Raw genomic sequence first — 25,072 nt, 5'->3', positions numbered from 1 at the left:
ACGCCATGGAACATCCGAAATACAAGATCGCCCTCATCGTTGGCGCGGGCGAAGGCCTGAGCGCCTCGCTTGCTCGGCTGCTGTCTGCGCAAGGCATCCGCGTCGCGCTGGCCGCGCGCAAGATCGAGAAATTAGGCGCGCTCTGTAGCGAGACCGGCGCCAAGGCCTATGCCTGCAACGCCACCGAACCTGAGGAGGTCGAGCGGCTGTTCGGCCTGGTCGAACGCGAGCTCGGCACGCCCGAGCTCGTCGTCTACAACGCCAGCGGCCGCACGCGCGGGCCGTTCGTCGATCTCGTTCCGGCCGATGTCGCGCAGGCGATCGCGATCAGCGCCTATGGCGGCTTCCTGGTGGCGCAGCAGGCGGCCAAGCGCATGCTGCCGAACAAGCACGGCGCGATCCTGTTCACCGGCGCCTCGGCGAGCGTCAAGGGGTATGCACAGTCGGCCTCGTTCGCGATGGGCAAGTTCGCGCTGCGAGGGCTGGCGCAGAGCCTGGCGCGCGAGCTCTCGCCGCAGGGCATCCACATCGCGCATTTCGTGATCGACGGCGGCATCCGCAGCGCGGCGCGGACCGAACCCGCCGACAAGCCGGATTCGATGCTCGATCCCGACGCGATCGCGGAGAGCTACTGGAACGTGCTGCAACAGCCGCGCAGCGCCTGGAGCTGGGAGCTGGAGCTGCGGCCCTGGGTGGAGAAGTTTTGAGTTGAGCTGTCGTAGGGTGGGCAAAGGCGCATAGCGCCGTGCCCACCGCCATGAATGAACAAACAGATGGTGGGCACGCTACGCTTTGCCCACCCGACAAGGGCGGGAAATATGACCACCGAAACCACCATCGATACCGGCACCAACGAACTCCTCTGCGTCATCCGCGACCGCGTCGCGGTGATCACGCTGAACCGGCCGGAGGCGCGCAACGCGCTGTCGGACACCTTGACGCCGGCGCTGCGGACGATGATCCGCACCTGCGGCGAGAGCCCCGAAGTCGGCGCGCTTCTGATCACCGGCGCGGGCGCGGCCTTCTGTGCCGGCGGCAACGTCAAGGGCATGGGCGCGCATCGCGATCCCAAGAAGCTCGAGATGTCGTTTGACGACAAGGTCGCCGACCTCCAGGAGCGGCAGCGGCTGCTCACCGGCGCGCTGGTGTCGGTACGCAAGCCGACCATCGCCGCCCTGCCCGGCCCCGCGGTCGGCGCCGGGCTCGCCATTGCCATGGCCTGCGACATCCGCATCGCCGCGCAATCGGCCTTCGTCGCCACCGGCTACGCCCGCATCGCGCTGAGCGGCGACTACGGCATCGCCTGGCTCTTGACCCGGCTGGTCGGCACCGCGCGGGCCCGCGAACTGCTGTTCACCGGTGATCGCGTCGACGCCGCGCGCGCAGAGGCCATCGGCCTCGTCAACCGCGTCGTACCCGACGACAGGCTGCAAGACGAGGCCTTTGCGCTGGCCAAGTCGCTCGCCGAAGGCCCGCGTCAGGCGCTGCGCTACATGAAGGACAATCTCGACGAGGCGCTGTTGTTCGATTTCGAGACCGCTCGCGACCACGAAGCCGGACGGCTGATCCGCCTGACCACGACTGCTGATCACAGGGAAGCCGTGCAGGCCTTCATCGAGAAGCGCAAGGCGGTGTTTACGGGGAAGTAGGGCTACGCAGCCAAGACCATCAGATCATTCCATAGAGTAGGTACCCCATTTTCAGGAGGGCTGAATGGATTGGTCTGAGATTGTGCGGAAAGCCGCGCTGCTGGCGGAGAAGACTGGGTATGTCACGTTCGATCAACTGAACGAACTGATGCCGTCCACCAGGCTGGAACCGGAAGACATCGAGGCCGTACTGACCGCTTTGAGCGACCGGGGTATCTGGATTGCGGAGGAGTAAGGTTCGCTCCTCCGTCCTCGTAGTAGGTCCGTAGCCCGGATGGAGCGGAGCGTAATCCGGGGCCGCTGGCGCACGTGGCACGAATCCCGGATTGCGCTTCGCTCCATCCGGGCTACGCAGCTCACTACTTGGCGGGCGCCCTCGCAAAATCCACGAATGCGCGCAGCGCTGCGGGCAATTGGCGACGGCTTGGATAGTACAGGAAGAAGCCGGGATAGGCCGGGCACCAGTCGGCGAGCACGCGAACCAGCTTACGCTTGGCGAGCAGCGCTTCGACCTGCGCCTCAAACACGTAGGCAAGCCCAGCGCCGTCGAGCGCCGCATCGACCATCAGATCCTGGTCGTTCATCGTCAGCGGTCCCGCGACGTCGATCGCGAGCTCGATGCCGCCGCGCTCGAATTCCCAATGATAGAGCGCGCCTGAGGTGAAACGGTAGCGGATGCAGGGCAGGCCTTTCAGGTCGCGCGGCGTGGTGGGCGGCTTGCGCGATTTGAAGAACCCGGGCGTGCCGACCACGGCAAAACGGTGCCGCGGGCCGATCGGGACCGCAATCATGTCGGCGGCAATGGTCTCGCCGAAACGCACGCCGGCATCGAAGCCGGCCGCGACCATGTCGATCAGGGCGTCGTTGATGACGATCTCGACGCTGACGTCGGGGAATGATTTCAGGAAACGCGTCACGATCGGCAGCAGTACCAGCTGCGCGGACTGGCGGGCGGCGGTGAAGCGCAGCGTGCCGGCGGGCTTGCCGCGGAAATTGTTGAGGTCCTCGAGCGCGTCGTCGATATCGCGAAAGGCCGGCGTGATGCGGGCAAACAGACGTTCGCCGGCCTCGGTGAGCGCGACGCTCCGGGTGGTGCGGTTGACGAGGCGCAGACCGAGCCGCTCTTCGACATTGCGCAAAGCGTGGGACAGCGCCGATGGCGTCACGCCGAGCTCGGTCGCCGCCGCGCGAAAACTGCGGTGGCGGGCAATGGCGAGGAAGGTCGCGAGGTCGGACGGGTCAATCCGCATTAATGAATTTGGCTCAAGAGCTTGCGGAATATATAGCAGATTATCTCAGCTATGGCGAGCCGCTACACCTTGCCCATCGGCTTCCGCACATCGTCGGGGCCAAAATGGAAAGGGCAACATCATGCGTGTCTGGTTCATCACAGGAGCATCCCGCGGATTTGGCGCTTTGATCGCCGAGGCCGCCTTGAAGGCCGGCGATGCGGTGGTCGCGACCGCGCGCGATCCGTCCACTGTCACCGCGCGCCTCGGCAGCCACGAGCGCCTGCTCGCGACCCGGCTCGACGTCACCAGCGAGGCCGAGGCGCATGAGGCGGCGGGCCAGGCTGTGAAGCGCTTCGGGCGCATCGATATCCTGGTCAACAATGCCGGCTACGGCCTGCTCGGCGCGATCGAGGAGGCCAGCGGCGCTGAGACGCAAAAGCTGTTCGGCACGAATGTATTCGGCCTGCTCGGCGTCACCCGCGCGGTGCTGCCGCATATGCGCCGCCAGCGTTCCGGCCACGTCATCAACATCTCGTCGGTCGGCGGTTACACCGGTTATCCCGGCTGGGGCGTCTATGGCGCGACCAAGTTCGCGGTCGAGGGAATCAGCGAAGCGCTGGCCGGCGAAGTGGCGCCGCTCGGCATCAAGGTCACCGTGGTCGAGCCGGGCTTCTTCCGCACCGACTTCCTCGACGACACCTCGCTGTCGCGCACCGCGCAGGTGATCGACGACTATCACGAGAGTGTCGGCAAGACCCGCGCTCACGCCGCCGAATTCAACCACGGCCAGCGCGGCGATCCGCGCAAGCTGGCGCAGGCCTTCCTGACGCTGGTCGATGCCAAGAACCCGCCGCTGCGCCTGCCGCTCGGCAGCGACACGGTGGAGCGGATCGAGGCAAAGAACCTCTTCGTTGCGCGGGAGCTGGCGGGATGGCGATCGGTCGCGACCTCGACCGACTTCACCAATGACGGCGCTTGAGCGAAGGCAAAAAAAGGCCCGGCTCTGGATGACCAGGCCGGGCTCGGAGTGGTGTCAGGCCGAGGCTGAGGGGCTGTCGGCCTGACGGGAAAGGGCGGCGAGGCGCCAGCTCGCGCAGGGAATATCTTTCGGTGCGACGTTGATCTCCTTATCGAAGCGCACCAGCTTCCAGTCGTCGGGATGATTGACGAAAGCGAAACCGGATTTGCGGGCGAGCGAGATCATGGTCTCGTTGGAGCGTAGCGTGTCGCCGAACATGTGCTCGGCACCGAGCGCAGCCGCGCGGCACTCGAGATTCTTCATCAGCGCAGTGGCGATGCCGTGGCCCTGCCAGCGGTCGTCGACCGACAGGCCGAACTCGAGTGTGGAGGTCTCGGCATGGAAGGCGTAGCGCGCCTCGGCGACGATGGTCTCGAAGCCGTCGACCATCTTCGTCGCGACAACAGTGAAGCGTTCGCGCGCGCCGACATCGAGGAATTCGCTCAGCAGGCCCTTTGGCAATTCGCTGATCGCACCGAAGAAGCGGTTGTAGCGGGAGCGGGTCGAGAGCGAGCGGAAATAGTGCTGAAGCTCCTCGGTGTCGCGCGGCTCGACGAAGCGGATGTTGATCGCCTCACCCTGCCGGGTGCGCAGCACGTCCGAATATTGCTTCAGATCTTCGAGGCGAAGAGTGCTCATGACACGAGCCCTGCGGAAAGAGGGACCGCCGGCGCCCCTGTGATCAGGCGGCGCCGGCCTGGCGGCCAATCAGGCCCGCCAGAAGGGTTTGTCAGCCTCGTAGGCGATGTCGGTCCAGGACAGGCCGACGTCGTGGAGATCGCGGGCCGTCCAGTGGGTCAGTTCGCGGCGGGTCCGGTAGCGCTCGTGCCAGACGTGAAGCGTCTCGCCGATCTGCTGGATCAGGCCGGGTGCATGATGATTTGTCATCGAATTGTGGGTCAAAGTAGACATTTTCAGCTCCTCGAGCTAACTTGACCGCTAATATCTGCTTGCTACCGCGTTGCGACAAACGACAATTTGTACCCCTTCGCATGAAATAACGTCATGCATCCTGCTGCCAGATGACTGCCAGATTGCCCTCCCTGAACGGATTGCGGGCCTTTGAGGCCGCCGCGCGCCATCTCAGCTTCACGCTGGCCGCGTCCGAGCTGAACGTGACCCAGACCGCGATCAGCCATCAGATCCGGCGGCTCGAGGAGGAGCTCGGCATCCGCCTGTTCGTCCGGCAGAACCGCGCGCTGGCGCTGACGCCGGAAGCGCGCGACTATTTGCCGGGCGTCCGCGCCGCCTTCAATGACCTCCGCCTTGCGACCGACCGGCTGCTGCGCAAGGACGACGACAAGGTGCTGACCGTCTCGACGCTGGCATCGCTCGCTGCGAAATGGCTGCTGCCGCGGCTGACCGATTTCCAGGAGCAGCACCCCGGCATCGACGTCCGCATCACCACCTCGACCAGCCTCGTCGATTTCCAGCGCGACAATGTCGATGCCGCGATTCGCTATGGCCGCGGTCAATGGCCGGGCCTGCGCGCCGACTGGCTGATGGCGGACGAGCTGTTTCCGGTGTGCAGTCCGTCGCTGCTGCGCGGCGACAAGCCGCTGCGCCAGCCTGAGGATCTCAAAGGCTATCCGCTGCTGCACACCTCCAATGCCAACAGCGATGACTGGCGGCTATGGCTGACGGCGGCCGGCCTTCCGGGCGACATCGCCAGGCAGCCCGGCATCACCTTCGACATGATCTTCATGACCATCCAGGCCGCAATCGACGGCATCGGCGTGGCGATGGGCCGGACCTCCTACGTCCAGGACGACATCGCCAAGGGCCGGCTCGTGGTGCCCTTCAAGATCGCGCTGCCGGCCGATGCGGGCTTCTACCTGGTCGCGCCGGAGGGCCGGCGCGAGGCGCCGAAGCTGGCCGCGTTCCGCGAGTGGATGATCGCTGCAACGCAGAATAAAGCCTGAAAAATCATCAGCTTCCGCGGTGAAATCGATTGACTCGCCGCGCCCCGCGCGAGAGGGGTAGGACAGATTGTCGCAGCAGGCAATCTGCTGCCTTGCCGTGGAATGAGTTCCGGTCCGGCCGCGCCTTCCAGGGGAGTAACGTCATGGCTGGACCAGCAACCAATCCGCCCGAGATCAAGTCGCGCATCGGCGCGATCCTGCGCGCCACATCAGGCAATTTTCTCGAGCAGTTCGATTTCTTCCTGTTCGGCTTCTATGCCGCCGCGATCGGCAAGGCGTTCTTCCCCTCCACCAACGAGACGGCGTCGCTGCTCAACACTTTCGGCGTGTTCTGGCTCGGCGCCTTGATGCGCCCCGTCGGCGCGATCGTGCTCGGCGCCTACATCGACCGCATCGGCCGCCGCCAGGGCCTGATCGTCACGCTCGGCATCATGGCGATCGGCACCGTCGTGATCGCTTTCTGCCCGAGCTATGCGACCATCGGCATCGCCGCGCCCGTCATCGTGCTGATCGGCCGCCTGCTGCAGGGCTTCTCCGCCGGCGTCGAGCTCGGCGGCGTCTCGGTCTATCTCGCGGAAATCTCCACGCCCGGCAATCGCGGCTTCTACACCTCGTTCCAGTCGTCGAGCCAGCAGGTCGCGATCTTCGTGGCCTCGATCCTCGGCTTCATCCTGTCCGAGGTGATGCCGGCGGACGTCGTGACCGCCTGGGGCTGGCGCATTCCCTTCTTCGTCGGTTGCCTCATCATTCCCCTGATCTTCATGCTGCGGCGGACGCTCGAGGAAACGCCGGCCTTCCTCGCCATGAAGAAGCACCCGACGGCAAACGAGGTGTTCGCCTCCGCGCTCGCCAACTGGCGCATCGTCATCCTCGGCATGATGATCGCGGTCCTGACCACGACGACATTCTACTTCGTCACCGTGTACACGCCGACCTTCGGCAAGACGGTGCTGAAGCTCTCGACGCAGGACGCACTGCTGGTGACGCTGCTCGTCGCCGTGACCAACTTCTTCTGGAATCCCGTCGGCGGCGCGCTGTCCGATCGCATCGGCCGCAAGCCGGTACTGCTCGCCATCGCCGGCCTGGCGCTCGTCACCGCCTACCCGGCACTGTCCTGGCTGGTCGCCGCGCCGACTTTCGGCAAACTGCTCGCGGTCGAGATGTTGTTCTCGTTCTATTTCGGCATGTACAGCGGCACCATGCTCGGTGCTCTCGTCGAGATCGTGCCGGCGCATGTCCGCACCACCTGCTTCTCGCTGGCCTTCGCGCTCGCCGCTGCGCTGTTCGGCACGTTCACGCCATTCGCCTCGACCTTGCTGATCGACTACACCGGCAACAAAGCCTCACCCGGCTTCTGGCTGATGTTCGCCGCTGCGCTTGGCATCATTGCCGCATCCATCGTCTATCGCGGTGGCCGCCAAGCGGTGACGACGTACGATGCGACCGGTGAAGCGGCGCCGGCGGTGAGCCACTGATGGTCATTCCGGGGCGCCTCGAAGAGGCGAACCCGGAATCCATTTCTCCCAACATTCTTGCGGCACGATGGATTCCGGGCTCGATGCTTCGCATCGCCCCGGAATGACAGTAACCTAAAGCTCCACCACCACGTAATCGCTCTCGACCTTCACCGGGATGGTCTCGGCGACATACGGGCCCTTCACCACGCTCGCACCCGGCTCGACATGCGCCGGATAGGCCTTCACGCGGAAGCGGCGGGGGTCGCAATAGGACTGGCCGGTGCGGATGTCGAACTCCCAACCGTGCCAGGGGCAGCGGATGATCTCGCCGAGCTTGGTGTATTCGATCTCGCCGGGATCCTTTGATTGCGCGAGCCCGATCGGCGGGCCCTCGCACAGCGCGGCGCCCTGATGCGGGCAGCGGTTCATCAGGCCGAAATACTCGCCCTTGATGTTGAAGACCGCGATCGGCCGTCCGTCGATCTCCAGAAATTTTCGCGTGCCCGGCGGAAGCTCATCCACCGCCGCAATCACGTGCCGCGCCATGCTTATGTCTTCCGCATGATCTGATCGGAAAACCGCTTCACACTTTTCCGGATCATGCGGCTATCCCATAGAGCTTGCGCGCATTGCCGAGATAGAACGCTTCGCGGTTGGCGTCGCTGACGCCCGCCGGCAGCACGCGCGACGGCTCGTCATAGTCCCAATGCGGATAGTCGGTCGCGAACAGCAGTCGGTCCCAGCCGATCCATTTGATGACGTCGAACAGATCCTCGCGCCGCTCCGGGTCCTCCATCGGCTGCGTGGTCCACCACACCTGCTCGCGGATATATTCCGACGGCGGCCGCTTCACATGCGGCACTTCGCTGCGCAGCCGGTGCCAGACCTTGTCGAGCCGCCAGGCGAGCGACGGGGCCCAGCCGAAGCCGGCCTCGATCATCACCATCTTCAGCTTCGGAAAGCGCTCGAACACACCTTCCAAGACAAGGCTCGCCAGCGCCGATTGCTGGCACTGCGAGTGGCCCACCATCTCCTCGATGTAATAGGAAGGCCAGCCGGACGGCGTGATCGGATTGCCGCCGAAGCCGAAAGCGTGCACGCCGACGGGAAGCCCCGCCTCTTCCGCGGCCTGATAGATCGGCCAGTAACGGCGTTGACCGAGCGGCTCGACATTGCGGCTGAGCAGGAGGACCTGCACGAAATTCTTGTCGCCGGCGCGCTCGCGGATTTCGGCGGCGGCCGACAGGCCGTCCTCATTGCCGACGACAATGGACGCCTTCAGACGCTTGTCCTTGCTGGTCCATTTGTCGATCTGCCAGTCGTTGATCGCCGAGCACAGCGCCGCCGAGAGCTCGTGATTGCGGATGCCCTGCCCGGTGTTGAGCGGATTGAGCACGCCGAGTTCCACGTTGTTGGGATCGAGCAGCTGCTTCCGCATGAAGGACAACGAAGAGCCCTGCGGCCCGCCTTCCGGCGGATAGGCGTCGCGACGCGATGCGTTGGGCTGGGCCTTCGGATAGGGCGGGCCTTCCATCATGCCCTGATAGGCATGGACGCCGTAGACTTCGAGATGATGCTGCCAGCGTTTCGCCAGATAAGGATAGAGCTCGGTGCGGGTGGCGCGTGCCGGATGGATGTCGCAGTCCGCGATTGCGGTTTTGACGGTCAGTGGGGAAGCGGCTTCGGTGCTCTCGCGGAATTGGACATTCATCGCCTTGCCTCCTTTGGCAGCGGGCTAAGTCAGGCGGGGATAGGTCGCATGCGGATTTTCGATCATGATCTTGCGCACGAGATCGGGGGTGAGGCCCTCGGGCAGCGCGTCCTGGCCGTCGAATTGCCAGTGCGGATAGTCCGTGGAGAATAGAACCAATTCGTCGGACTGCATATGATCAAACAGGCGAATTAATGTCTCAGGTTCCGGCGGCGCATCAAATGGCTGTAAAGAGAACCGGATGTTGCTGCGCACAATGTCGAGCGGCGCGCGATCGACCCATGGCGTCTCCATTCGCACCCCGCGCCAGAACTTGTGCAGGCGCCAGAGAAAAGGGGAGATCCAGGAGACGCCGGATTCGAGCATCACCATTTTCAGCCGCGGATATTTGGCGAACACGCCCTCGACGATCAGACTGGTGAGCTGAGTCTGGAACGCTTGGGCCTGACCGACATAATCCTCGATGTGATAGGAACCCCAGCCCACGGCAGTCGGCGGATTGTGATAGGCGGAACCGGCGTGAATCCCGACGGGCAGCTGGAGCCGTTCCGCCGCTTCGTAGATCGGCCACAGCGCGCGCTTGCCGAGCGGCGTGTCGCCCATGACCAGCATCAGCACCTGTACGAAGCGGCGGTCCTGTGCGCAGCGCTCGATCTCGGCGACGGCTTTCTCGACATTTTGCGTGGGGATCACGATCGAACCACGCAGCCGTGAATCGCGATCGAGCCATTCCTTCACCAGCCACTCGTTCAACGCGCGGCAGAAGGCGGCCTGCAAATCTTCCGAAAACACCATCTGCACGCCGTAGAGTGGATTGCAGATGGCGTGCGTAAGCTGGAAGGGATCGAGCAGATGGCGCTGCATGTCCTCCAGGCTTGCGCCGGGCTTGCCGGTTTCCGGCCGCCAATCGGGACGCGCCACGATCGGCGAGTTCTGCGGATAGGATTGTGAGACAAGGTCGACCATGCCGCGCGTCGTCACCTGATCGCGCCAATAGTCGTTGAGGTACGGCAGCAGGCTGGTCAGATGCGGCACGGCCGGATGCACGTCGCAGTCCACCCCGCCGGCGATCAGGGACGCCATCACGTCTCCTTCACGTTTCCTCGTCACGTTTTGTCTTGTCCACCATTCAAGCAGGCCTGCCTGTCGTCCGCAACTCGGCCAAGGCCGCTGTCATATGCTAGGAAGGCACAGCTCCGTTGCGAGGACTGAGAGGTTAAAGGGATGAAAGAGCTCGTCGGCATTGCGGAACAGGTTGCGGCCCGACTAATCGCGCGCAAACAGACCATTGCAGTGGCTGAATCCTCGACCGGCGGCCTGATCTCGGCCAGCCTGCTCGCGGTGCCCGGCGCCTCCGCCTATTTCCTCGGCGGCGCGGTGGTCTACACCCGCGATGCCAGGCGCGTGCTGATGGATATTTCGGACGAAGGAATGAAGGGCTTTCGTTCCTCGTCGGAGCCTTATGCAAAGCTGCTGGCCGAACAGATGCGCAGCCGCTTCGGCTGCGACTGGGGCCTGTCCGAAACCGGCGCCGCCGGCCCCACCGGCAACCGCTATGGCGATGCCGCCGGCCACAGCTGCATGGCGGTTTCGGGACCCGCGGCGGAGGTGATCACGCTGGAGACGGGCAACAACGACCGGTTTGCGAACATGCAGATGTTTGCTGCCACGGCGCTGAAGCTGTTGCTGAGGAAGCTGGAGGGGTGAACGCCCTCACATGGGAACCGCACGCGCTCCCGATCTCCAGCCGGACTGACCGTCGTGCCGGCGCATGAGCAAGCGCGTCACCGCCCAGGCGCGATAGGAGCAATGATGCAACTTCCTGCGTTCGTCTTCGCGACCCTGCTCGTCCTTGGGATAACGACGGCGCAAGCCGCCGGGGTCAGAAACTTCGACATTCCTGCCGGTCCGGCGGGACCGGCAATCCGATTGCTGGTCTGGACTCCGTGTGCAGAGCCACCTCGCGAGATGGATGCGCGTGGCGCCACCTTCTTCGCCGTGCCCGCATGTCCGGTCACCGGAGAAAAGCTTCCACTCATCGTGATGTCGCACGGCCGCCGTGGATGGTTCGGCGGTCACCATGACACCGCCGCGGCTTTGGCCGATGCCGGGTTCGTCGTGGCGGCGCTCAATCATCCCGGCGACACCATGCGTGACACCAGCCGCACCGACAGTCTTTCGGTTCTCGTCGAGCGCCCCACGGACATGAGCCGGCTGATCGACTATATGCTCGACGGGTGGTCGGACACATCCCGCATCGATCCTCAGCGCATCGGGCTCTACGGGTTTTCGTTTGGCGGCTACACCGGCCTTGTCGTCATCGGCGGCGATCCCGATCTGCGCAAGGGATTGCCGAATTGCGAGACCTCCAGCCTGAGGGCGTGCAAGCAACTCGAAAGCGGCGAGCTTCCTGATCAGCCGACGACCCATGATAAGCGCGTCAAGGCCGCGGTCATCATCGATCCCTATCCGGTGTTCGTCTTCCCCGAGGAGAATCTGAAAGCAATAGCAGTGCCGGTTCAATTGTGGAGTTCTGACCCCGCGCAGAATGCCGATGGTCTATCCGGATGCTGTGCGGCAGCGATCAATCAAAGGCTTCCGATCAAGCCGGACTACCATTTCGTGGACAATGCCCGGCATTTTTCCTTCCTCGCGACCTGCACCCCAAAGGACGCCCGGGAGGCGCCCGCCGTCTGCACCGATGCGCCGGATTTCGATCGCGTCGATTTCCACCGACGGCTTCACGCAGATGTCGTCGCGTTCTTTCGCAAGCATTTCGCCGAAAGCGCCAAGCCGTAACGCGGCCCTCGGCCCGGCGCCGCGCCGGTCTAAGAGCAGGACAAGCCGTTGCCGGGCTCGCGGCAGAGCTTCGCGCGAACCTCTACGATATCGATATCGTACTCCCCGGCTCTCCGCTTGCGCGAGGCGGAGGCCGAGTCGGCACTGTCCATTGAAAGCAGATTGAGCTGCTTCTTGGTCGCCGCGCTGCACATCAGAGCAGCGTTGCCGCCGAGGTATCTCGACTGGGCGCCAAGCTCCTGCCGGGTGAGCTCCGCGAATGGCCCCAGACGCAATTGCGTTTCGACCGCTGCGATTTCAGCGTCGCTCGCCTGCGTCCGGGCAACACCCTTCATCCTGCGTTCGAAGCCGTTTGCGATCGCCGCCCCATGTGCCGCACCAAGATCCGCAACCTCTTGCGCTGCGTCCGTAAACTCACCGCGCTGGGAACCGGCCAACAGATAGGACTTGCAAGCCAACGGGTTGCTCGCGAGCTTCAGGAGGGTCGCCAGCTCCGCCCGGTCCAGGGCATTGATGTGCTCGTCGTCGGCATAGACTTCCATCTCGCTCGCCAGGATCATGTTGAGTGCACCATTGGCGGCGGGCCATCCGCCCTCGTTGAAGGCCTCTTCGGTCTCCCGAAGGAAGACCGCCCTGAGCGCGGGATCGCTGCGGGCAATCGACGCGGCCAAAGGGAAGCGCGCGATGTTCTGATCGAAATCGCGCGCAAACGCGCTCGGCCCGGAGAGGCTCGCATATGCCAGGTTTCCGGCCAGCAGGGCGACGACGAGGAGCAGCAGGATTGATCTTCTGGTCATGTGAGAGTTTTGGTGTGGGCTACCGCGAGAGATCATCTCACGCCGGGTCACCGTCATCCATTGCAACTACAGGCTGCCCTTAATGAATCCTTTCGCAGCCGTGGCGAGTTGCACGCATGCCCTGCTATCTTGCCAGATGCCGCATGAAGATCCGCACCACATATCCCTGGACCCGCGGCGCTTCGTCATAGATATCCGACGCGAGCCGCTCGATGGTCTCACGCAGGGATAGGAATTGCGCCTGGCGCGCGCTGCTCTCGGTGCCCTGCATGCCCGCGAGCTCGTCCATCGCGGCATCGCTGATCTGGCAATGCACGACCTCATCCTCACGCATCATCGTGAAGCGGAAGGCCAACCGTTCGAGGTCGTGGCCGATGATCCTGTCGCGCGACAGCGGCATCCAATTGTCCCGTTCGCGCCCCCGAACGGGACAATGCTGAAAATCTGACGCTTTGTCACCACCCGCGCCAGGAGGCATCGCTGTCATGCGATGTTCATCAACAGCGAGCTTCCGTCGGTCGGCCCGGCTCCGACGTCAGTAGGCGAGCGCCGTGCCGGTCGGCTTGTCGAGTGCCGCGGCCAGCGATCGATACTCCTCACAATCCGTCCCGCAGATGGCAGCGATCCGGTTGAGATGATAGAGCGCCTGCTCGCGGTTACCCCGCTCGAGCTGCCACAACCCGTAATACTGCCACGTCAATACGTGGTTCGGATCTGCCTTCAACGCGCGCTCGTACCAGACCTGCGACTGCTCGTAGTCGCCGAGCTTGCGGTAGGAATAACCGATGAGGTTGGCGACGTTCGGATGGTCGTCATGGCCGAGCGATTTTAGTTGCTCGATCGCGGTCGCATAGTCGTTTCGCTCGTAGATGGTGTCATAAGCCACGCGGTAGCCGGCCGCGAAGGCGGGATCGCCGATACTGGACTGGTTGTTCGGCTTCCTGCCTTTGTGTGTTGCCTTGGTGCCCCAGCGCTTCGGGTAGACTGGCTGCGGCTGCAGCCTCTGATCCGCGTAGGCTCCGGCATAGGGATCAGTGGAGCTGATGCCGCCCCCGCCACCACCACCACCGCCGCCGCCGGCGGCAAAGGCCGGCGAGCTCAACAGTACTGCCGCAAATGTACCGAGCGTGACGAGCCTGATCATCGCTGTGATCATGTCTGCCTCCTGTCCTGTTCAAGCGACCCCGGACGACGTGATAACCCTGCGTCGGCCGCGATATTCCGGGACACTGTGCTCACAGAGACGTCAGCGTTCGTACGACAGTCACGTTGTCCTTTACTGGAACGCGACCTCGGCGAAGCTTCGCAGCTTTCGCGAATGCAGCCGTTCCGATTCCTGCTGCTTGAGCCGCTCCAGCGCCTTCAGGCCGATCTCGAGATGCTGGCCGACGCGGCGGCGGTAGAATTCGCTGGCCATGCCCGCGAGCTTGATCTCGCCATGCAGCGGCTTGTCGGAGACGCACAGCAGCGTGCCGTAGGGAACGCGGAAGCGGTAGCCGTTGGCGGCGATCGCGGCCGATTCCATGTCGAGCGCGACCGCGCGCGACTGCGACATGCGGCGGATCACCTCGGGCCCCGAGATCTCCCAGTTGCGGTTGTCGACGCTCGCGACGGTGCCCGTGCGCATCAGGCGCTTCAGCTCGAAACCTTCGAGCCCGGTGACGTCCTCGACCGCCTGTTCGAGCGCGACCTGCATCTCGGCCAATGCCGGGATCGGCACCCAGAGCGGCAGCTCGCGGTCGAGCACGTGGTCCTCGCGCACATAGCCGTGGGCGAGCACATAGTCGCCGAGCCGCTGCGTGTTGCGCAGGCCTGCGCAATGGCCGAGCATCAGCCAGGCATGCGGGCGCAGCACAGCAACGTGGTCGGTGACGTTGCGCGCGTTCGACGGGCCGGTGCCGATGTTGATCAGGGTGATGCCGCGATAGCCAGGCGCGACCAGATGGAAAGCCGGCATCTGCGGCGCGCGGGCAGGCGCCACCCCGCTGGTTGCGCCGCCGCTGCCCGTGCTCACATTGCCGGGCGCGACGAAGGCTTCGAGGCCGGCCTCGCCGGACTGCAGCCGCTGCTGGCAGAGCTGCGCGAAGGCATCGACATAGAACTGGTAGTTGGTGAAGATCACGAAATTCTGGAAATGCTCCGGATCGGTTCCGGTGTAGTGGTAGAGCCGCCGCAACGAATAATCGACACGGGCGGCGCGAAACAATGACAACGGCTCGGGCGCGCCCGGCTGAAGCTCGAAAGTGCCGTCGGCGATCGAATCGTCCATGGTGGCGAGATCAGGCACGTCGAACGCATCGCGCAGCGATCGCGTCACAAGGGAATTCTCGCTGGTGGTGATTGCGGCTTCGATATTGATGTCGCGGCGATAGGCGAAGTGGATCGGGATCGACTCGGCGGATTCGCCGATCTCGACGGGAACGCCGTGGTTCTGGATCAACAATCCGATCTGCTCGGTGAGATAGGCGCGGAACAGATCCGGCCGCGTGACGCTGGTCTCGTGCACGCCGGGGCCGGCGACGAAGCCGTAGGCGAGACGCGAGTCCAGCCGCGCATACGTCGCGGTGGTGACGCGGACGAAGGGATAATAGGCCCGCACCCGCGTCGTGATCGCCTCGCCGTTGACATAGGCCTCGAACCGGTCGCGCAGGAATTTCGTGTTGCGCTCGTAGATTTCCTCGAGGCGGGCGACGGCGAGGACGGCGTCGGTGAAGGATTTGGTGGCGATGGAGGGTGGGGACTGCATTGTTCGACCGCCGGGTTGCTGGGCATGAGTCGAACTATAGCAAAGAACGATGGCAATCGTCAGCGAAGGGCGGTTTGCGGACCACACGCTCCACTGTCATGCCCCGGCTTGACCGGGGCATCCAGTACGCCGCGGCGTCCCGGTTCGATCACAGCCGCCTCTGGAATACTGGATCGCCCGGTCAAGCCGGGCGATGACAGCGAGTGTGCGGCGCGCTCCGGGACGACGCGCTTTCGCGCGTCACTTCTCGCGGAAGGCCCGCATCAGCTGGTCGTGCAGCGGCTTCATCAGATAGGACAGCATGGTGCGGTCGCCGGTCTGGACGAAGGCTTCCGCCGGCATGCCGGGGATCAGCTTGGAGTCGCCGAGCTTGGCGACCTCTTCCGCGGGCATCGATACGCGGATGGTGTAGTAGCTCTGCCCGGTGCGCTGGTCGGTGGTGACGTCGGGCGACACGCGGCTGACGACGCCGTTGAGCTCCGGCGTGGTGCGCTGGTTGAACGCAGACAGGCGAAGCAGCGTCTTCTGGCCGATCTGGAGCTTGTCGATATCGACAGGATTGACCTTGGCCTCGACCTGGAGATCGTCGGCCTGCGGCACGATCAGCATCAGCGCGTCGCCGGCGGTGACGACGCCACCGACGGTATGCACGGTCGATTGCAGCACCATGCCGTCCTGCGGCGCGCGGATGTCGACACGGCGGAGCTGGTCTTCGGCGGCGACCTTGCGCTCGATCATTTCACCGATCTTGTCGTTGGTCTCGCGCAGATCCTTGGAGACCTCGCTCACCATGTCCTTGTCGACCTGGATGATCTGTAGCTCGGTCTCGGTGATCTTGCCCTTGGCCTGCGCGCGCGAGGCGATGTATTGCGCGCGCTCGCCGTTGAGGCGGGCGCTGTCGCGTTCCAGCGTGGTGAGGCGGGAGATCTGCACCAGGTGCTTCTCATAGAGATCGCGGACACCGACCAGCTCCTGCTGCACCAGGACGATCTCCCTGTCCTTGGCCTTTTCCTGCGCGGAGAGTCCTTCGATCTCCTCGTTGAGCTGCTGGACACGCTCGCGGAGCTGCGCCTTCTGCCCGGCGCGGCCATTGACGCGGACGTCGAACAACTTGGTTTCGGCGGAGAGCAGGTTCTTGACGTCGGGATCGTTGCCGCGATCGAGGAGCGATTGCGGAAACTCGATCTTGTCGACACCGCGCTGCTCGGCCTGGAGCCGCGCCGTGCGCGCCAGCGCGGCGTCGAGATTCTTGGTGACGATGGCGAGGTTCGCCTTGGTGACCGTGTCGTCGAGCCGCACCACGATATCGCCGGCCTTGACCACGTCGCCGTCGCGGGCACGCAGCTCGCCGACCACGCCGCCGGTCGGATGTTGCACCTTCTTGACGTTGGATTCGACCACGACCTGGCCCGGCGCGATCAGGGCCCCCGAGATCTGCACCGTCGACGCCCAGCCGCCGAGACCGATGACGAGGGCCAGCACGATGGCCAGCCCGAGCATCAGATGAAACCTGATGGAATCCCGCACGGTCCTCTTCGCGGCGGGCTTTCCGCCGCCGATAGCCATCGTGCTCATGACTTGGGCACTCCGCCTTCGCTGACGATCTTGATCGGTGCCGGCGGCGTCACGCGCGGCTGAAGCACCTGGGCAAGCACCTGCTCCTTCGGCCCAAACGCCTGCATACGGCCGTCGCGCAGCACCAGGATCTGGTCGACCGCCTCGACGCCGATCGGGCGATGCGCCACCACGATGACGATGGCGCCGCGCTCGCGCGCGCTGCGGATCGCGCGGGTCAGCGCCTCGTCGCCTTCGGTGTCGAGATTGGAATTGGGCTCGTCGAGCACGATCAGGAACGGGCTGCCGTAGAGCGCACGCGCCAGCGCCACGCGCTGCGCCTGGCCCGCGGAGAGCGCGGTGCCCTGCTCACCGACCTGGGTGTTGTAGCCCTCGCGCATCTTGATGATCATCTCGTGCACGCCGGCTTCCTTCGCCGCGGAAATGATGCCGTCAGAGGTCGCTTCGGGATCGAAACGGCTGATGTTCTGCGCGATGGTGCCGCCGAACAATTCGACGTCCTGCGGCAGATAGCCGATGTGGCGGCCGAGCATGTCGGAGGCCCACTGGTCGAGCGCCGCGCCGTCGAGCCGCACCTTGCCACGGACCGGATGCCAGACGCCGACCAGCGCGCGGATCAGCGACGATTTGCCGGAGCCGCTCGGCCCGATCACGCCGAGGCCATTGCCGGCGGTGAGCGCGAAGGTGACGTCCTGCACGATGAGGCGCTGATCGCCTGGCGGCACCATGGCGATGCCTTCGACCGACAGACGACTGGTGGGCGCCTGCAACTGGGTCGGCATCGTCTGCGGCGGCATCTGCTCCAGCAGGCGCGTGAGGCGCTGCCAGCTCTGACGTGCCGCGACAAAGGATTTCCAGTGCGCAATGGCGAGATCGACCGGCGCGAGGGCGCGGGCGGAGAGGATCGAGCCGGCGATGATGATGCCTGCGGTCGCCTCCTGGTGGATGACGAGATAGGCGCCGACCGCGAGCACGGCCGATTGCAGCATCATGCGCAGCACTTTTGCGACCGCACCGAGACCGCCGGCGACGTCGCTCGCACGCTGATTGCCGTCGAGGTATTTTTCGTTGGCTTCGCTCCAGCGCTGGTTCATCCGGCCGGTCATGCCCATCGACACCATGACTTCGGCGTTGCGTCGGCTGGAGGCGGCGAGATCGTTGCGCTGGGCGGCAAGGCCCATCGCGTCCTTGGCCGGCTGGCGGGACATGAATTCGGTGACCAGCGTCAGCCCGACCAGGATGATGGCGCCGACCAGAGCGGTGAGGCCGATCATGACGTGGAAGGCGAAGCAGATGGCCAGGTACAGCGGCAGCCAGGGCAGGTCGAAGAACGCGCTCGGACCCATGCCGCCGAGGAACGAGCGGACATTGTCGAGGTCGCGCAGCGGCTGCAGGCCCTCGTTGCGGCTGCCGACCAGGAGCGGCAGGCGCACGACGGTGTCGAACACGCGCTTGTTGAGGGCTTCATCGAGCGCCGTGCCGATCCGCCCCAGGATCCGGTTTCGGATCATGTCGAGCATGCCCTGCGCCATATAGAGGAAGCTGGCGATGATGATCAGGCCGACGAGAGTCGGAACGCTGCGGCTCGGCAGAACCCGGTCGTAGACCTCCAGCATGAAGATCGACCCAGTCAGATAGAGCAGGTTGATCATGCAGCTCATCAAGCCGACGCCGACGAACGCCGTGCGACAAGCACGCAAGGCGTCACCGAGCTCTGAACGGCGGACGCCGGGTACGGCTGCCATCAGTCTGATCTCTTTCGGGTAAGGGGCAACGCCCCTGATTTCCTAGGTCGTTCAGGGGTACGCGACCCGGATTAACATCGTATTCCCCCGCGACGAACGCGGCCGAATTAATCCAGGTCCCTGATAGGCCACCTCTACCCCTGACGGCCTCGCACGCAAGTCCGGTATTTCACAGTCTTTGCGGCTTTTTATAGCAGACATCGCGGCCTCTCCCCAGCGGGGGAGAGGCGAAAGTTCTGGCTCACCGAGCCAATGTGACGCTAGAGCCGGCCGCCGCCGCGCACCAGCCGCACCACCAGGAGCAGGATGATGGCGCCGATGGCGGAATAGATGATCTCGGACACGAGGCCGGTGCCGAGATGGATGCCGAGCTTCGGGAACAGGAAGCTTGCGACAAACGCGCCGGCGATGCCGATCACGATGTCGCCAATGATGCCGAACCCGCTGCCGCGCACCACCTTGCCGGCGAGCCAGCCGGCGACGAGGCCGACGAACAGGATGACGATGAGGCCTTGGCCAGAAATGTACATAAGTTGAAGTCCCTCTCCATGAACGGGGGCATGGAACCGGAACCGGGATGAATGGGGTCTGAATGGTCGGTTCGGATAAAAATGTCGAAAACAACCCCATGCACAGTAGGAGTGCAGTTGGCCGGCGGTGCGAGGTGAACTGTGACAAGTCGGTGTTGTCGTAGAGGGATTCTGAAGAAGTGCGCGATTTGAAGTGAGGGACGCGCCGCTCTCTCATTCCCTCCCCCTTGCGGAGGAGGGCCTGGGAGAGGGGTGGCCACGGGCGAGGTCTGAGTTTGTGGCTACCCCTCTCCCCCGCCCTCCCCCGCAAGGGGGAGGGAGCGCAGTGTTGCGCGGGGATGTAGTACGGCTGGAGAACGAACTACGACGCCGTCACCGGCTCCGCCAGCACGCACCTCGCCGCCCGGCCCGGTCCGACCTCCACATTCGCAGGCAATTGCTCCAGACACCGCGGCTGGGCGACCGTGCAGCGGGGGGCGAAGGAGCAGTTGTTCGGCTTTTCGGCCAGCGAGGGCGGGGTGCCGGGGATGGTCTCCAGCCGGGCGCCGCGCTTGGCGCCGTGGATGGTGGAGGCGAGCAAGCCCTTGGCGTAGGGGTGCACCGGCGTGCGGACGATGTCGCGGAGCGTCCCCTGCTCCACGATCTGGCCAGCATACATCACCGCGACACGGTCGCAGATCTCGATCGCAACACCTATGTCGTGGGTGACGAAGATGACGGACATGCCGAACTCGCGCTGAAGCTCGCGCAGCAACAGCAGGATCTGGATCTGCACGGTGGCATCGAGCGCGGTGGTCGGCTCATCCGCCAGCAAGATCTTGGGACGGCAGGCGAGCGCCAGCGCGATCATCGCGCGCTGGCGCATGCCGCCGGACATCTCGTGCGGATAGGCATCCAGCCGCCGCCTGGCCGAGGGAATGCGCACGACCTCGAGCATTTCGAGCGCCCTCGCCCGCCCTTCCGCAAGGCTCTTGCCTTCGTGGCGCACGACGCTTTCGGCGATCTGCGCGCCGATGGTGTAGACCGGATCGAGCGCGAGCGCGGGCTCCTGAAAGATCATCGACACGGTCTGGCCGCGGAACGACGACAGCTCCTCGTCGTTCATGGCGAGCACGTCGCGGCCCATCACGTTGACCTTGCCCGAAATCTGCGTGCGCTTCTTCGGCAGCAGCCGCATCAGCGCACGCAGGGTCACGCTCTTGCCGGAACCGGACTCGCCGAGCAGGCCCAGCACCTCGCCGTCACCGAGCGAGAGACTGAGATCGTTCACGGCATAGACCGTGCGCTCCCCGGTGAAGCGGATGTTGAGGCCTGAGATGTCGACGAGCTTTGTCATGACGGCAGTTTCGGCAACCTATCGTGATAGTCGGTGACGCGCTGGAAGGCGGCGCCGATGGTGAGCAAGGTCGCTTCATCGAAGGAGCGGCCGATCAGCTGCATGCCAACCGGCAGGCCGCTTTTCGTGAAGCCGGAGGGAATGGTGAGCGACGGCAGGCCCAGAAAATTCACCGGGCGGGTGAACAGCGTCAGCCGCTGCACCATCGCCGGCGCGTTCGGGCCGCCGCCGACGTCGCTCTCCTCGATCGTCGGCGCCGGCACCGGCGATGCCGGCGCGATGACCGCATCGACACCAGCGGTGGCCGCATTGTGCGCGGCGAGTGCGGGGCCGCGCCAGCGCATGGCTTCGAGATAGGTGATGGCGGGAACGGCGAGACCGTTCTGAAGCCGCATCAGGACCTGCGGGCCATAGTCCTGCGGACGCTCGATCATCCAGCGCTTGTGGAAGGCGGCCGCTTCGGCCGCGAGCACGAGCTGGCTTGCCGCAGACAATTGCCGCTGGTCCGGCAGCTCGACTGTGACGATGTCGGCGCCCTCGCGCTTGAGCACCGCGATGGTCTCGTCCAGCACGCGCGCGACCTCGCCGTCGAGATCGTCGACATAGAAGGACGCGGGCACGCCGATCTTCAGGCCCTTGAGCGACCCCTTGGTGGCGCCGACATAGTCGGACAGCGGCTCATGACTGGTGGTCGAATCCGCGGGATCGGGACCGGCCATCAGCGCCAGCAGCAGCGCGCAATCCTCGGCGGTGCGGGCGAGCGGACCGACGGTGTCGAGCGATTGCGACAGCGGCATCGCGCCGGCGCGGCTGACGCGACCGACGGTGGTCTTCAGCCCGGTGACGCCGCAGAAATGCGCGGGCATGCGGATCGAACCACCGGTGTCGGAGCCGAGCGCCGCAAACGTCAGGCGCGCCGCGACCGACGAGCCCGAGCCCGACGAGGAGCCGCCGGTGATGTGCGCGACGTTCCAGGGATTGCGCACCGGGCCATAATGGGCGTTGTGGCCGGTCGGGCCATAGGCGAATTCGGCCAGATGCAGCGTGCCGAGGCGGACCTGGCCGGCATCCTTCAGCCGCTGCAAGGCCGTGGACGTGACGGTCGGCACGAAGTCGCGGCGGATCAGCGAGCCGCAGGTCGAGACGTGGCCTGCGTCGTAATACATGTCCTTGTGCGCGAGCGGCACGCCGTGCAGCGGACCGCGGACATTGCCCTTGGCGAGCTCGGCATCCGCGGCATCGGCAGCCTTCAACGCGGACTCGGCTTCAACCGACATGAAGGCGTTCAGATGCGGCTGCCACTGCGCGATGCGGTGCAGCAGCGCACGCGTCACCTCATGCGAGGACACCTGCTTCATCGCGATCGCGCGCGCGACCTCGGTGAGCGTCATCAATGCAGGCTCACGGCTCATTTCGACACCTTCTGCGTCTGCGCGATCGGATAGAGCGCGGGCTCGAGATCGAACGGCAGCGTGCCGGCGATGGCCGCAAAGCCTTCGAAGGCCGGTCCGATGGAATTGGAGATACGCGTCGCGATCTCGTCATCAACAGGGACGCCGGCGATCTGCGCGATCGGCTTGATCTCTTTGGGTGTCGGTCTTGTCATGCTGTTTCCTCTGCGGGCGCGCGGCTATGGCCTGATCCCGGTATCGCCATGTAGCACGCGGCTTCGTGGCCCATTGTATCGAGCGCGGTGAGCTTTGGTGCTGCATTTGCGCAGAGCGGCTCCGCAAACGCGCAGCGGGTGTGGAAGCGGCAACCCGGCGGCGGATCGATCGGATTGGGCGGATCGCCGGTGATCGGCGGCTTCTCGGTGCGACGATCCGGGTCCGACGACGGCATCGCGGCAAGGAGCGCACGCGTATAGGGATGCGCAGGGTTGTCCCAGACCTGGTCGACCGGGCCGAGCTCGACGACCTCGCCGAGATACATCACCAGCACGCGATCGCTGATGTAGTGGACGACGTTGAGGTCGTGGCTGATGAAGAGATAGGTCAGGCCGAACTCGCGCTTGAGATCGGCGAGCAAATTCAGCACCTGTGCCTCGACGGATTTGTCGAGCGCCGAAACGGCTTCGTCGAGGATCACCAGCCGCGGCGACAGCGCCAGCGCACGCGCGATGTTGACGCGCTGGCGCTGGCCGCCGGAGATCTCGTGCGGATAGCGGTTGGCGAAGTTTTCCGGCCGCAGGCCCACCTTGCCGAGCAGCTCGCGCGCCAGCGCCCGCGCCGTGCCATCGGCCATGCCGTGCACTTTCGGGCCGAACGCGATCGATTCCTCGATCGTCAGGCGCGGATTGAGCGAGGCATAGGAATCCTGGAACACCATCTGCATGCCGCGGCGCAGCTCGCGCAACGACAGCGCCTGGCCGACGGTCATGCCGTCATAGATGATGTCCCCGGTATCGCGCGGCATCAGATGCATCAGCAGCCGCGCGGTGGTCGACTTGCCGCAGCCGGATTCGCCGACGATGCCGACGGTCTCGCCCTTCGCGACCGAGAAGGAGACGTTGTCGACCGCGCGCACGGTGCGTTTCGCGGCGAACAGCCCGCCGCGCACCGGGAAATGCTTGGTCAGGCCGTTGACCTGGAGCAGCGGTTGCGCGACGCCGCCAACGTCCTCGACCGGCTCCAGCATTTCAACGGATGTGTTGCTCTCGCTCATGGCCTAGTTCCTAATGTCCATGGCGCTGCGCAGGCCGTCCGAGAGCAGGTTGAAGCAGATCGAGACCGCAAAGATCATCGCGCCCGGCAATGCCGCGACCCAGGGATTGACGTAGATCGCGGTGCGGAGCGTGTTCAGCATCAGTCCCCATTCCGGCTCCGGCGGTTTTGTGCCGAGGCCGAGGAAGGAGAGACCTGCGGCCAGGATCATCGAGACCGAAATGAGACTGGTCGCATAGACGAAGATCGCGCCCAAGACGTTGCCGAGGATGTGCACACGCATGATGGTGAGGGGCCCCGCGCCGGACGCACGCGCCGCTTCGACGAAGTCCATGTTGCGCACGCCGGTGGTCACGCTTTCGGCAACACGTGTGATCTGCGGCACGAACACAACGGTCAGGGACACGATGGAATTGAGGATGCCGGCACCGAGCGCGCCGGAGATCGCGATGGCGAGCAGCACGGAGGGAAAGGCGTAGAACACGTCGATCGTGCGCATGATCGCGGTGTTGAGCTTGCCGCCGACATAGCCAGCGACGAGGCCGAGCGACGTGCCGATGCAGAAGGCGAGGATCACGGGCAGGATGCCGATAACGAGTGACAGCCGGCCGCCATAGATCAGCCGCGCCAGCATGTCGCGGCCGAGCTCGTCGGTGCCGAGCGGGTAGCCTGCTGTGCCGATGTGGCGGAGGCGGCGGATCATCGAACCCTTGTAGGGATCTTCAAGTCCGAGCCACGGCGCGAGCACCGCGGAGAGGAAAATCAGCAGCAGCACCAGCGCGCAGGCCATGCTGACCTTGTCGCGGGCGATGCGGCGGCCGACGGTCGCCCAATAGCCGCGCGCCTTGGTCGCGGGCGCGGCCTGGAGCGCGGCGTCGGCGGTCGCTGACAACGGAAGCTCGCTCATCGGCTAGCCCCGCTTGATGCGCGGGTCGATCGCGGCTTGCGCGATGTCGACCAGCAGATTGAGGAAGACGAAGAACAGCGCCAGGATCAGGATCGTGCCCTGCAGCAGCGGCAGGTCGCGCTGGAAGATCGCCGAATTGAGCAGGAAGCCCGACCCCGGCCAGGAGAACACGGTCTCGATCAGGATCGAGCCGCCGAGCATGTAGCCGAGCTGAAGCCCCATCACCGCGAGCGCGGTGGGCGCGGCGTTCTTGATGACGTGGCGAAACACGCCGGTTTCGTGCAGGCCCTTTGCGCGCAGCGCCTCGACAAAGTCCTGGCTGAGGATGTCGCCGGTGAGCGCGCGCACGGTGCGGGTGACGATGCCCATCGGAATCACCGAGGTCGTGATCGCCGGCAGCACGAGATATTTCAGATGCGCCCAGTCCCAGGCCCAGGAGTTGGAGCCGTTCGGCCCGGCGCCGACCGCGGGCAGCCAGTTCAGCTGCACCGAGAAGATGATGACGAGCACCATGCCGAGCCAGTAATGCGGCACGGAGACGCCGGCGATGGCGAAGGAGGTCGCGACCTTGTCGATCCAGGTCTCGCGGAAATAGCCGGCGATCAGGCCGAGCAGGATGCCCATCGTGAAGCCGATGATGGCGGCCGCAATCGCGAGCGTGACGGTGTTGCTGACCGCGCGCATGACCTCGGCGAGCACGGGACGCCCCGTCGCGATGGAATTGCCGAGATCGCCATGAAGGGCACGCAGCAGCCACAGGCCGAACTGCACCGGCAGCGGACGGTCGAAACCATAGGCGGCGCGGAGCTGCGCCGCGAGCTCCTGCGAGGCGTCGGCCGGCAGCACGGCGACCAGCGGATCGCCCGGCGTGATGTGCACGAGCAGAAAGCACACCAGCGCCACGCTGATGACGATCGGAATGACATAGACGATGCGGCGAGCGATATAGGCGAGCACTGGTCTTCTTTCTTCCTTCTCCCCTTGT

At 64.9% G+C, this 25,072-nt stretch carries 27 protein-coding genes; 8 read left to right on the top strand and 19 right to left on the bottom strand.

Annotated elements, in window-relative coordinates; all coding sequences use genetic code 11:
- The first annotated feature begins 5 nt into the window (after positions 1-5).
- The 3 genes from AB7531_RS05070 to AB7531_RS05060 all read left to right on the top strand — a co-directional run bounded on the left by AB7531_RS05070 (position 6) and on the right by AB7531_RS05060 (position 1,884).
- Positions 6-707: an SDR family NAD(P)-dependent oxidoreductase gene (locus tag AB7531_RS05070; protein ID WP_063980841.1), complete on the top strand. Its 702-nt coding sequence runs from the start codon at positions 6-8 to the stop codon at positions 705-707.
- A 111-nt stretch (positions 708-818) separates the two neighbouring features.
- Positions 819-1,649 carry an enoyl-CoA hydratase gene (locus tag AB7531_RS05065; RefSeq protein WP_063980840.1) on the top strand — a complete coding sequence of 277 codons (831 nt, stop codon included), beginning with the start codon at positions 819-821 and terminating at the stop codon, positions 1,647-1,649.
- A 64-nt stretch (positions 1,650-1,713) separates the two neighbouring features.
- Entirely contained in the window at positions 1,714-1,884 is a 171-nt protein-coding gene (locus AB7531_RS05060) for an RNA polymerase sigma factor region1.1 domain-containing protein (protein WP_063980839.1), read from the top strand.
- A 124-nt stretch (positions 1,885-2,008) separates the two neighbouring features.
- Here AB7531_RS05060 and AB7531_RS05055 read toward each other — a convergent pair whose 3' ends face one another.
- Positions 2,009-2,899: a LysR family transcriptional regulator gene (locus tag AB7531_RS05055; protein ID WP_063980838.1), complete on the bottom strand. Its 891-nt coding sequence runs from the start codon at positions 2,897-2,899 to the stop codon at positions 2,009-2,011.
- 121 nt (positions 2,900-3,020) lie between these two features.
- Between AB7531_RS05055 and AB7531_RS05050 the strand changes: the two genes are divergently transcribed.
- Positions 3,021-3,860: an oxidoreductase gene (locus AB7531_RS05050; RefSeq protein WP_063980837.1), complete on the top strand. Its 840-nt coding sequence runs from the start codon at positions 3,021-3,023 to the stop codon at positions 3,858-3,860.
- A gap of 54 nt (positions 3,861-3,914) precedes the next feature.
- Here the strand turns inward: AB7531_RS05050 and AB7531_RS05045 are convergent, their stop codons facing one another.
- Both AB7531_RS05045 and AB7531_RS05040 read right to left on the bottom strand, forming a co-directional pair.
- Entirely contained in the window at positions 3,915-4,538 is a 624-nt protein-coding gene (locus AB7531_RS05045) for a GNAT family N-acetyltransferase (protein ID WP_063980836.1), read from the bottom strand.
- A 69-nt stretch (positions 4,539-4,607) separates the two neighbouring features.
- A complete protein-coding gene (locus AB7531_RS05040; protein ID WP_063980835.1) occupies positions 4,608-4,811 on the bottom strand; it encodes a DUF1127 domain-containing protein in 204 nt (67 codons plus the stop codon).
- Between the two features lie 110 nt (positions 4,812-4,921).
- Here AB7531_RS05040 and AB7531_RS05035 point away from each other — a divergent pair, with 110 nt between their 5' ends.
- A complete protein-coding gene (locus AB7531_RS05035) occupies positions 4,922-5,821 on the top strand; it encodes a transcriptional regulator GcvA (protein WP_063980834.1) in 900 nt (299 codons plus the stop codon).
- A 143-nt stretch (positions 5,822-5,964) separates the two neighbouring features.
- Positions 5,965-7,296 carry an MFS transporter gene (locus AB7531_RS05030; protein ID WP_063980833.1) on the top strand — a complete coding sequence of 444 codons (1,332 nt, stop codon included), beginning with the start codon at positions 5,965-5,967 and terminating at the stop codon, positions 7,294-7,296.
- 114 nt (positions 7,297-7,410) lie between these two features.
- Here the strand turns inward: AB7531_RS05030 and AB7531_RS05025 are convergent, their stop codons facing one another.
- Genes AB7531_RS05025 through AB7531_RS05015 form a run of 3 tightly spaced genes read right to left on the bottom strand, consistent with a single transcriptional unit; the run spans position 7,411 to position 10,072 of the window.
- Complete coding sequence (locus AB7531_RS05025) at positions 7,411-7,824, bottom strand: Rieske (2Fe-2S) protein (RefSeq protein ID WP_063980832.1); 414 nt, start codon at positions 7,822-7,824, stop codon at positions 7,411-7,413.
- A gap of 52 nt (positions 7,825-7,876) precedes the next feature.
- Positions 7,877-8,989, bottom strand: coding sequence for an amidohydrolase family protein (locus AB7531_RS05020; RefSeq protein WP_063980831.1), 1,113 nt, complete (start codon positions 8,987-8,989; stop codon positions 7,877-7,879).
- Positions 8,990-9,013: 24 nt separating this feature from the next.
- Complete coding sequence (locus AB7531_RS05015; RefSeq protein ID WP_063980830.1) at positions 9,014-10,072, bottom strand: amidohydrolase family protein; 1,059 nt, start codon at positions 10,070-10,072, stop codon at positions 9,014-9,016.
- Positions 10,073-10,213: 141 nt separating this feature from the next.
- Here AB7531_RS05015 and AB7531_RS05010 point away from each other — a divergent pair, with 141 nt between their 5' ends.
- Positions 10,214-10,696, top strand: coding sequence for a CinA family protein (locus AB7531_RS05010; protein WP_063980829.1), 483 nt, complete (start codon positions 10,214-10,216; stop codon positions 10,694-10,696).
- Positions 10,697-10,957: 261 nt separating this feature from the next.
- Positions 10,958-11,788 carry an alpha/beta hydrolase family protein gene (locus AB7531_RS05005; protein WP_245328529.1) on the top strand — a complete coding sequence of 277 codons (831 nt, stop codon included), beginning with the start codon at positions 10,958-10,960 and terminating at the stop codon, positions 11,786-11,788.
- 29 nt (positions 11,789-11,817) lie between these two features.
- Here the strand turns inward: AB7531_RS05005 and AB7531_RS05000 are convergent, their stop codons facing one another.
- From AB7531_RS05000 to AB7531_RS04940, 13 genes are all read right to left on the bottom strand, one after another.
- The gene (locus AB7531_RS05000; RefSeq protein WP_187387913.1) at positions 11,818-12,642 is read right to left on the bottom strand and encodes a hypothetical protein; all 825 of its coding nucleotides are present in this window, start codon (positions 12,640-12,642) and stop codon (positions 11,818-11,820) included.
- Positions 12,643-12,709: 67 nt separating this feature from the next.
- Entirely contained in the window at positions 12,710-12,985 is a 276-nt protein-coding gene (locus AB7531_RS04995) for a DUF1488 family protein (protein WP_063980827.1), read from the bottom strand.
- Between the two features lie 135 nt (positions 12,986-13,120).
- Positions 13,121-13,741, bottom strand: a complete 621-nt coding sequence (locus tag AB7531_RS04990) for a tetratricopeptide repeat protein (protein ID WP_063980826.1) — start codon at positions 13,739-13,741, stop codon at positions 13,121-13,123.
- A 120-nt stretch (positions 13,742-13,861) separates the two neighbouring features.
- Complete coding sequence (locus AB7531_RS04985) at positions 13,862-15,331, bottom strand: AMP nucleosidase (protein ID WP_063980825.1); 1,470 nt, start codon at positions 15,329-15,331, stop codon at positions 13,862-13,864.
- Between the two features lie 240 nt (positions 15,332-15,571).
- Entirely contained in the window at positions 15,572-16,906 is a 1,335-nt protein-coding gene (locus tag AB7531_RS04980; protein WP_063980824.1) for an HlyD family type I secretion periplasmic adaptor subunit, read from the bottom strand.
- Positions 16,903-18,651: a type I secretion system permease/ATPase gene (locus AB7531_RS04975; RefSeq protein WP_063980823.1), complete on the bottom strand. Its 1,749-nt coding sequence runs from the start codon at positions 18,649-18,651 to the stop codon at positions 16,903-16,905. Before AB7531_RS04975 ends, AB7531_RS04980 begins: the two co-directional genes overlap by 4 nt.
- Before the next feature lie 260 nt (positions 18,652-18,911).
- The gene (locus AB7531_RS04970; RefSeq protein WP_063980822.1) at positions 18,912-19,181 is read right to left on the bottom strand and encodes a GlsB/YeaQ/YmgE family stress response membrane protein; all 270 of its coding nucleotides are present in this window, start codon (positions 19,179-19,181) and stop codon (positions 18,912-18,914) included.
- Positions 19,182-19,542: 361 nt separating this feature from the next.
- On the bottom strand, positions 19,543-20,517 hold the full coding sequence (locus AB7531_RS04965; protein ID WP_063980821.1) for an ABC transporter ATP-binding protein: 975 nt from the start codon (positions 20,515-20,517) through the stop codon (positions 19,543-19,545).
- Positions 20,514-21,929 carry an Asp-tRNA(Asn)/Glu-tRNA(Gln) amidotransferase GatCAB subunit A gene (locus AB7531_RS04960; protein WP_063980820.1) on the bottom strand — a complete coding sequence of 472 codons (1,416 nt, stop codon included), beginning with the start codon at positions 21,927-21,929 and terminating at the stop codon, positions 20,514-20,516. The genes AB7531_RS04965 and AB7531_RS04960 overlap by 4 nt, the downstream gene beginning before the upstream one ends.
- Complete coding sequence (locus AB7531_RS04955) at positions 21,926-22,123, bottom strand: hypothetical protein (RefSeq protein ID WP_018321359.1); 198 nt, start codon at positions 22,121-22,123, stop codon at positions 21,926-21,928. The genes AB7531_RS04960 and AB7531_RS04955 overlap by 4 nt, the downstream gene beginning before the upstream one ends.
- Positions 22,120-23,181, bottom strand: coding sequence for an ABC transporter ATP-binding protein (locus AB7531_RS04950; protein ID WP_063980819.1), 1,062 nt, complete (start codon positions 23,179-23,181; stop codon positions 22,120-22,122). Before AB7531_RS04950 ends, AB7531_RS04955 begins: the two co-directional genes overlap by 4 nt.
- Before the next feature lie 3 nt (positions 23,182-23,184).
- The gene (locus AB7531_RS04945; RefSeq protein ID WP_441279909.1) at positions 23,185-24,087 is read right to left on the bottom strand and encodes an ABC transporter permease; all 903 of its coding nucleotides are present in this window, start codon (positions 24,085-24,087) and stop codon (positions 23,185-23,187) included.
- A gap of 3 nt (positions 24,088-24,090) precedes the next feature.
- Positions 24,091-25,044, bottom strand: a complete 954-nt coding sequence (locus AB7531_RS04940; RefSeq protein WP_014498430.1) for an ABC transporter permease — start codon at positions 25,042-25,044, stop codon at positions 24,091-24,093.
- Between the last annotated feature and the right edge of the window lie 28 nt (positions 25,045-25,072).

It is taken from the genome of Bradyrhizobium sp. 63_E2_N1_3, from assembly GCF_052076005.1.
Classification (GTDB): domain Bacteria; phylum Pseudomonadota; class Alphaproteobacteria; order Rhizobiales; family Xanthobacteraceae; genus Bradyrhizobium; species Bradyrhizobium barranii.
This window is presented reverse-complemented; position numbering and strand designations above follow the sequence as displayed.

Coding starts and splice junctions, on each gene's coding strand:
- AB7531_RS05050 (WP_063980837.1), top strand. CDS start 3,021: ATGCGTGTCTGGTTCATCACAGGAGCATCCCGCGGATTTGGCGCTTTG.
- AB7531_RS05065 (WP_063980840.1), top strand. CDS start 819: ATGACCACCGAAACCACCATCGATACCGGCACCAACGAACTCCTCTGC.
- AB7531_RS04965 (WP_063980821.1), bottom strand. CDS start 20,517: ATGACAAAGCTCGTCGACATCTCAGGCCTCAACATCCGCTTCACCGGG.
- AB7531_RS05010 (WP_063980829.1), top strand. CDS start 10,214: ATGAAAGAGCTCGTCGGCATTGCGGAACAGGTTGCGGCCCGACTAATC.
- AB7531_RS05070 (WP_063980841.1), top strand. CDS start 6: ATGGAACATCCGAAATACAAGATCGCCCTCATCGTTGGCGCGGGCGAA.
- AB7531_RS05055 (WP_063980838.1), bottom strand. CDS start 2,899: ATGCGGATTGACCCGTCCGACCTCGCGACCTTCCTCGCCATTGCCCGC.
- AB7531_RS04945 (WP_441279909.1), bottom strand. CDS start 24,087: ATGAGCGAGCTTCCGTTGTCAGCGACCGCCGACGCCGCGCTCCAGGCC.
- AB7531_RS04975 (WP_063980823.1), bottom strand. CDS start 18,651: ATGGCAGCCGTACCCGGCGTCCGCCGTTCAGAGCTCGGTGACGCCTTG.
- AB7531_RS05025 (WP_063980832.1), bottom strand. CDS start 7,824: ATGGCGCGGCACGTGATTGCGGCGGTGGATGAGCTTCCGCCGGGCACG.
- AB7531_RS04960 (WP_063980820.1), bottom strand. CDS start 21,929: ATGAGCCGTGAGCCTGCATTGATGACGCTCACCGAGGTCGCGCGCGCG.
- AB7531_RS04955 (WP_018321359.1), bottom strand. CDS start 22,123: ATGACAAGACCGACACCCAAAGAGATCAAGCCGATCGCGCAGATCGCC.
- AB7531_RS05035 (WP_063980834.1), top strand. CDS start 4,922: ATGACTGCCAGATTGCCCTCCCTGAACGGATTGCGGGCCTTTGAGGCC.
- AB7531_RS04980 (WP_063980824.1), bottom strand. CDS start 16,906: ATGAGCACGATGGCTATCGGCGGCGGAAAGCCCGCCGCGAAGAGGACC.
- AB7531_RS05060 (WP_063980839.1), top strand. CDS start 1,714: ATGGATTGGTCTGAGATTGTGCGGAAAGCCGCGCTGCTGGCGGAGAAG.
- AB7531_RS04970 (WP_063980822.1), bottom strand. CDS start 19,181: ATGTACATTTCTGGCCAAGGCCTCATCGTCATCCTGTTCGTCGGCCTC.
- AB7531_RS05005 (WP_245328529.1), top strand. CDS start 10,958: ATGGATGCGCGTGGCGCCACCTTCTTCGCCGTGCCCGCATGTCCGGTC.
- AB7531_RS04950 (WP_063980819.1), bottom strand. CDS start 23,181: ATGAGCGAGAGCAACACATCCGTTGAAATGCTGGAGCCGGTCGAGGAC.
- AB7531_RS05000 (WP_187387913.1), bottom strand. CDS start 12,642: ATGACGGTGACCCGGCGTGAGATGATCTCTCGCGGTAGCCCACACCAA.
- AB7531_RS05015 (WP_063980830.1), bottom strand. CDS start 10,072: ATGGCGTCCCTGATCGCCGGCGGGGTGGACTGCGACGTGCATCCGGCC.
- AB7531_RS05030 (WP_063980833.1), top strand. CDS start 5,965: ATGGCTGGACCAGCAACCAATCCGCCCGAGATCAAGTCGCGCATCGGC.
- AB7531_RS05020 (WP_063980831.1), bottom strand. CDS start 8,989: ATGAATGTCCAATTCCGCGAGAGCACCGAAGCCGCTTCCCCACTGACC.
- AB7531_RS04995 (WP_063980827.1), bottom strand. CDS start 12,985: ATGCCGCTGTCGCGCGACAGGATCATCGGCCACGACCTCGAACGGTTG.
- AB7531_RS04985 (WP_063980825.1), bottom strand. CDS start 15,331: ATGCAGTCCCCACCCTCCATCGCCACCAAATCCTTCACCGACGCCGTC.
- AB7531_RS05040 (WP_063980835.1), bottom strand. CDS start 4,811: ATGTCTACTTTGACCCACAATTCGATGACAAATCATCATGCACCCGGC.
- AB7531_RS05045 (WP_063980836.1), bottom strand. CDS start 4,538: ATGAGCACTCTTCGCCTCGAAGATCTGAAGCAATATTCGGACGTGCTG.
- AB7531_RS04990 (WP_063980826.1), bottom strand. CDS start 13,741: ATGATCACAGCGATGATCAGGCTCGTCACGCTCGGTACATTTGCGGCA.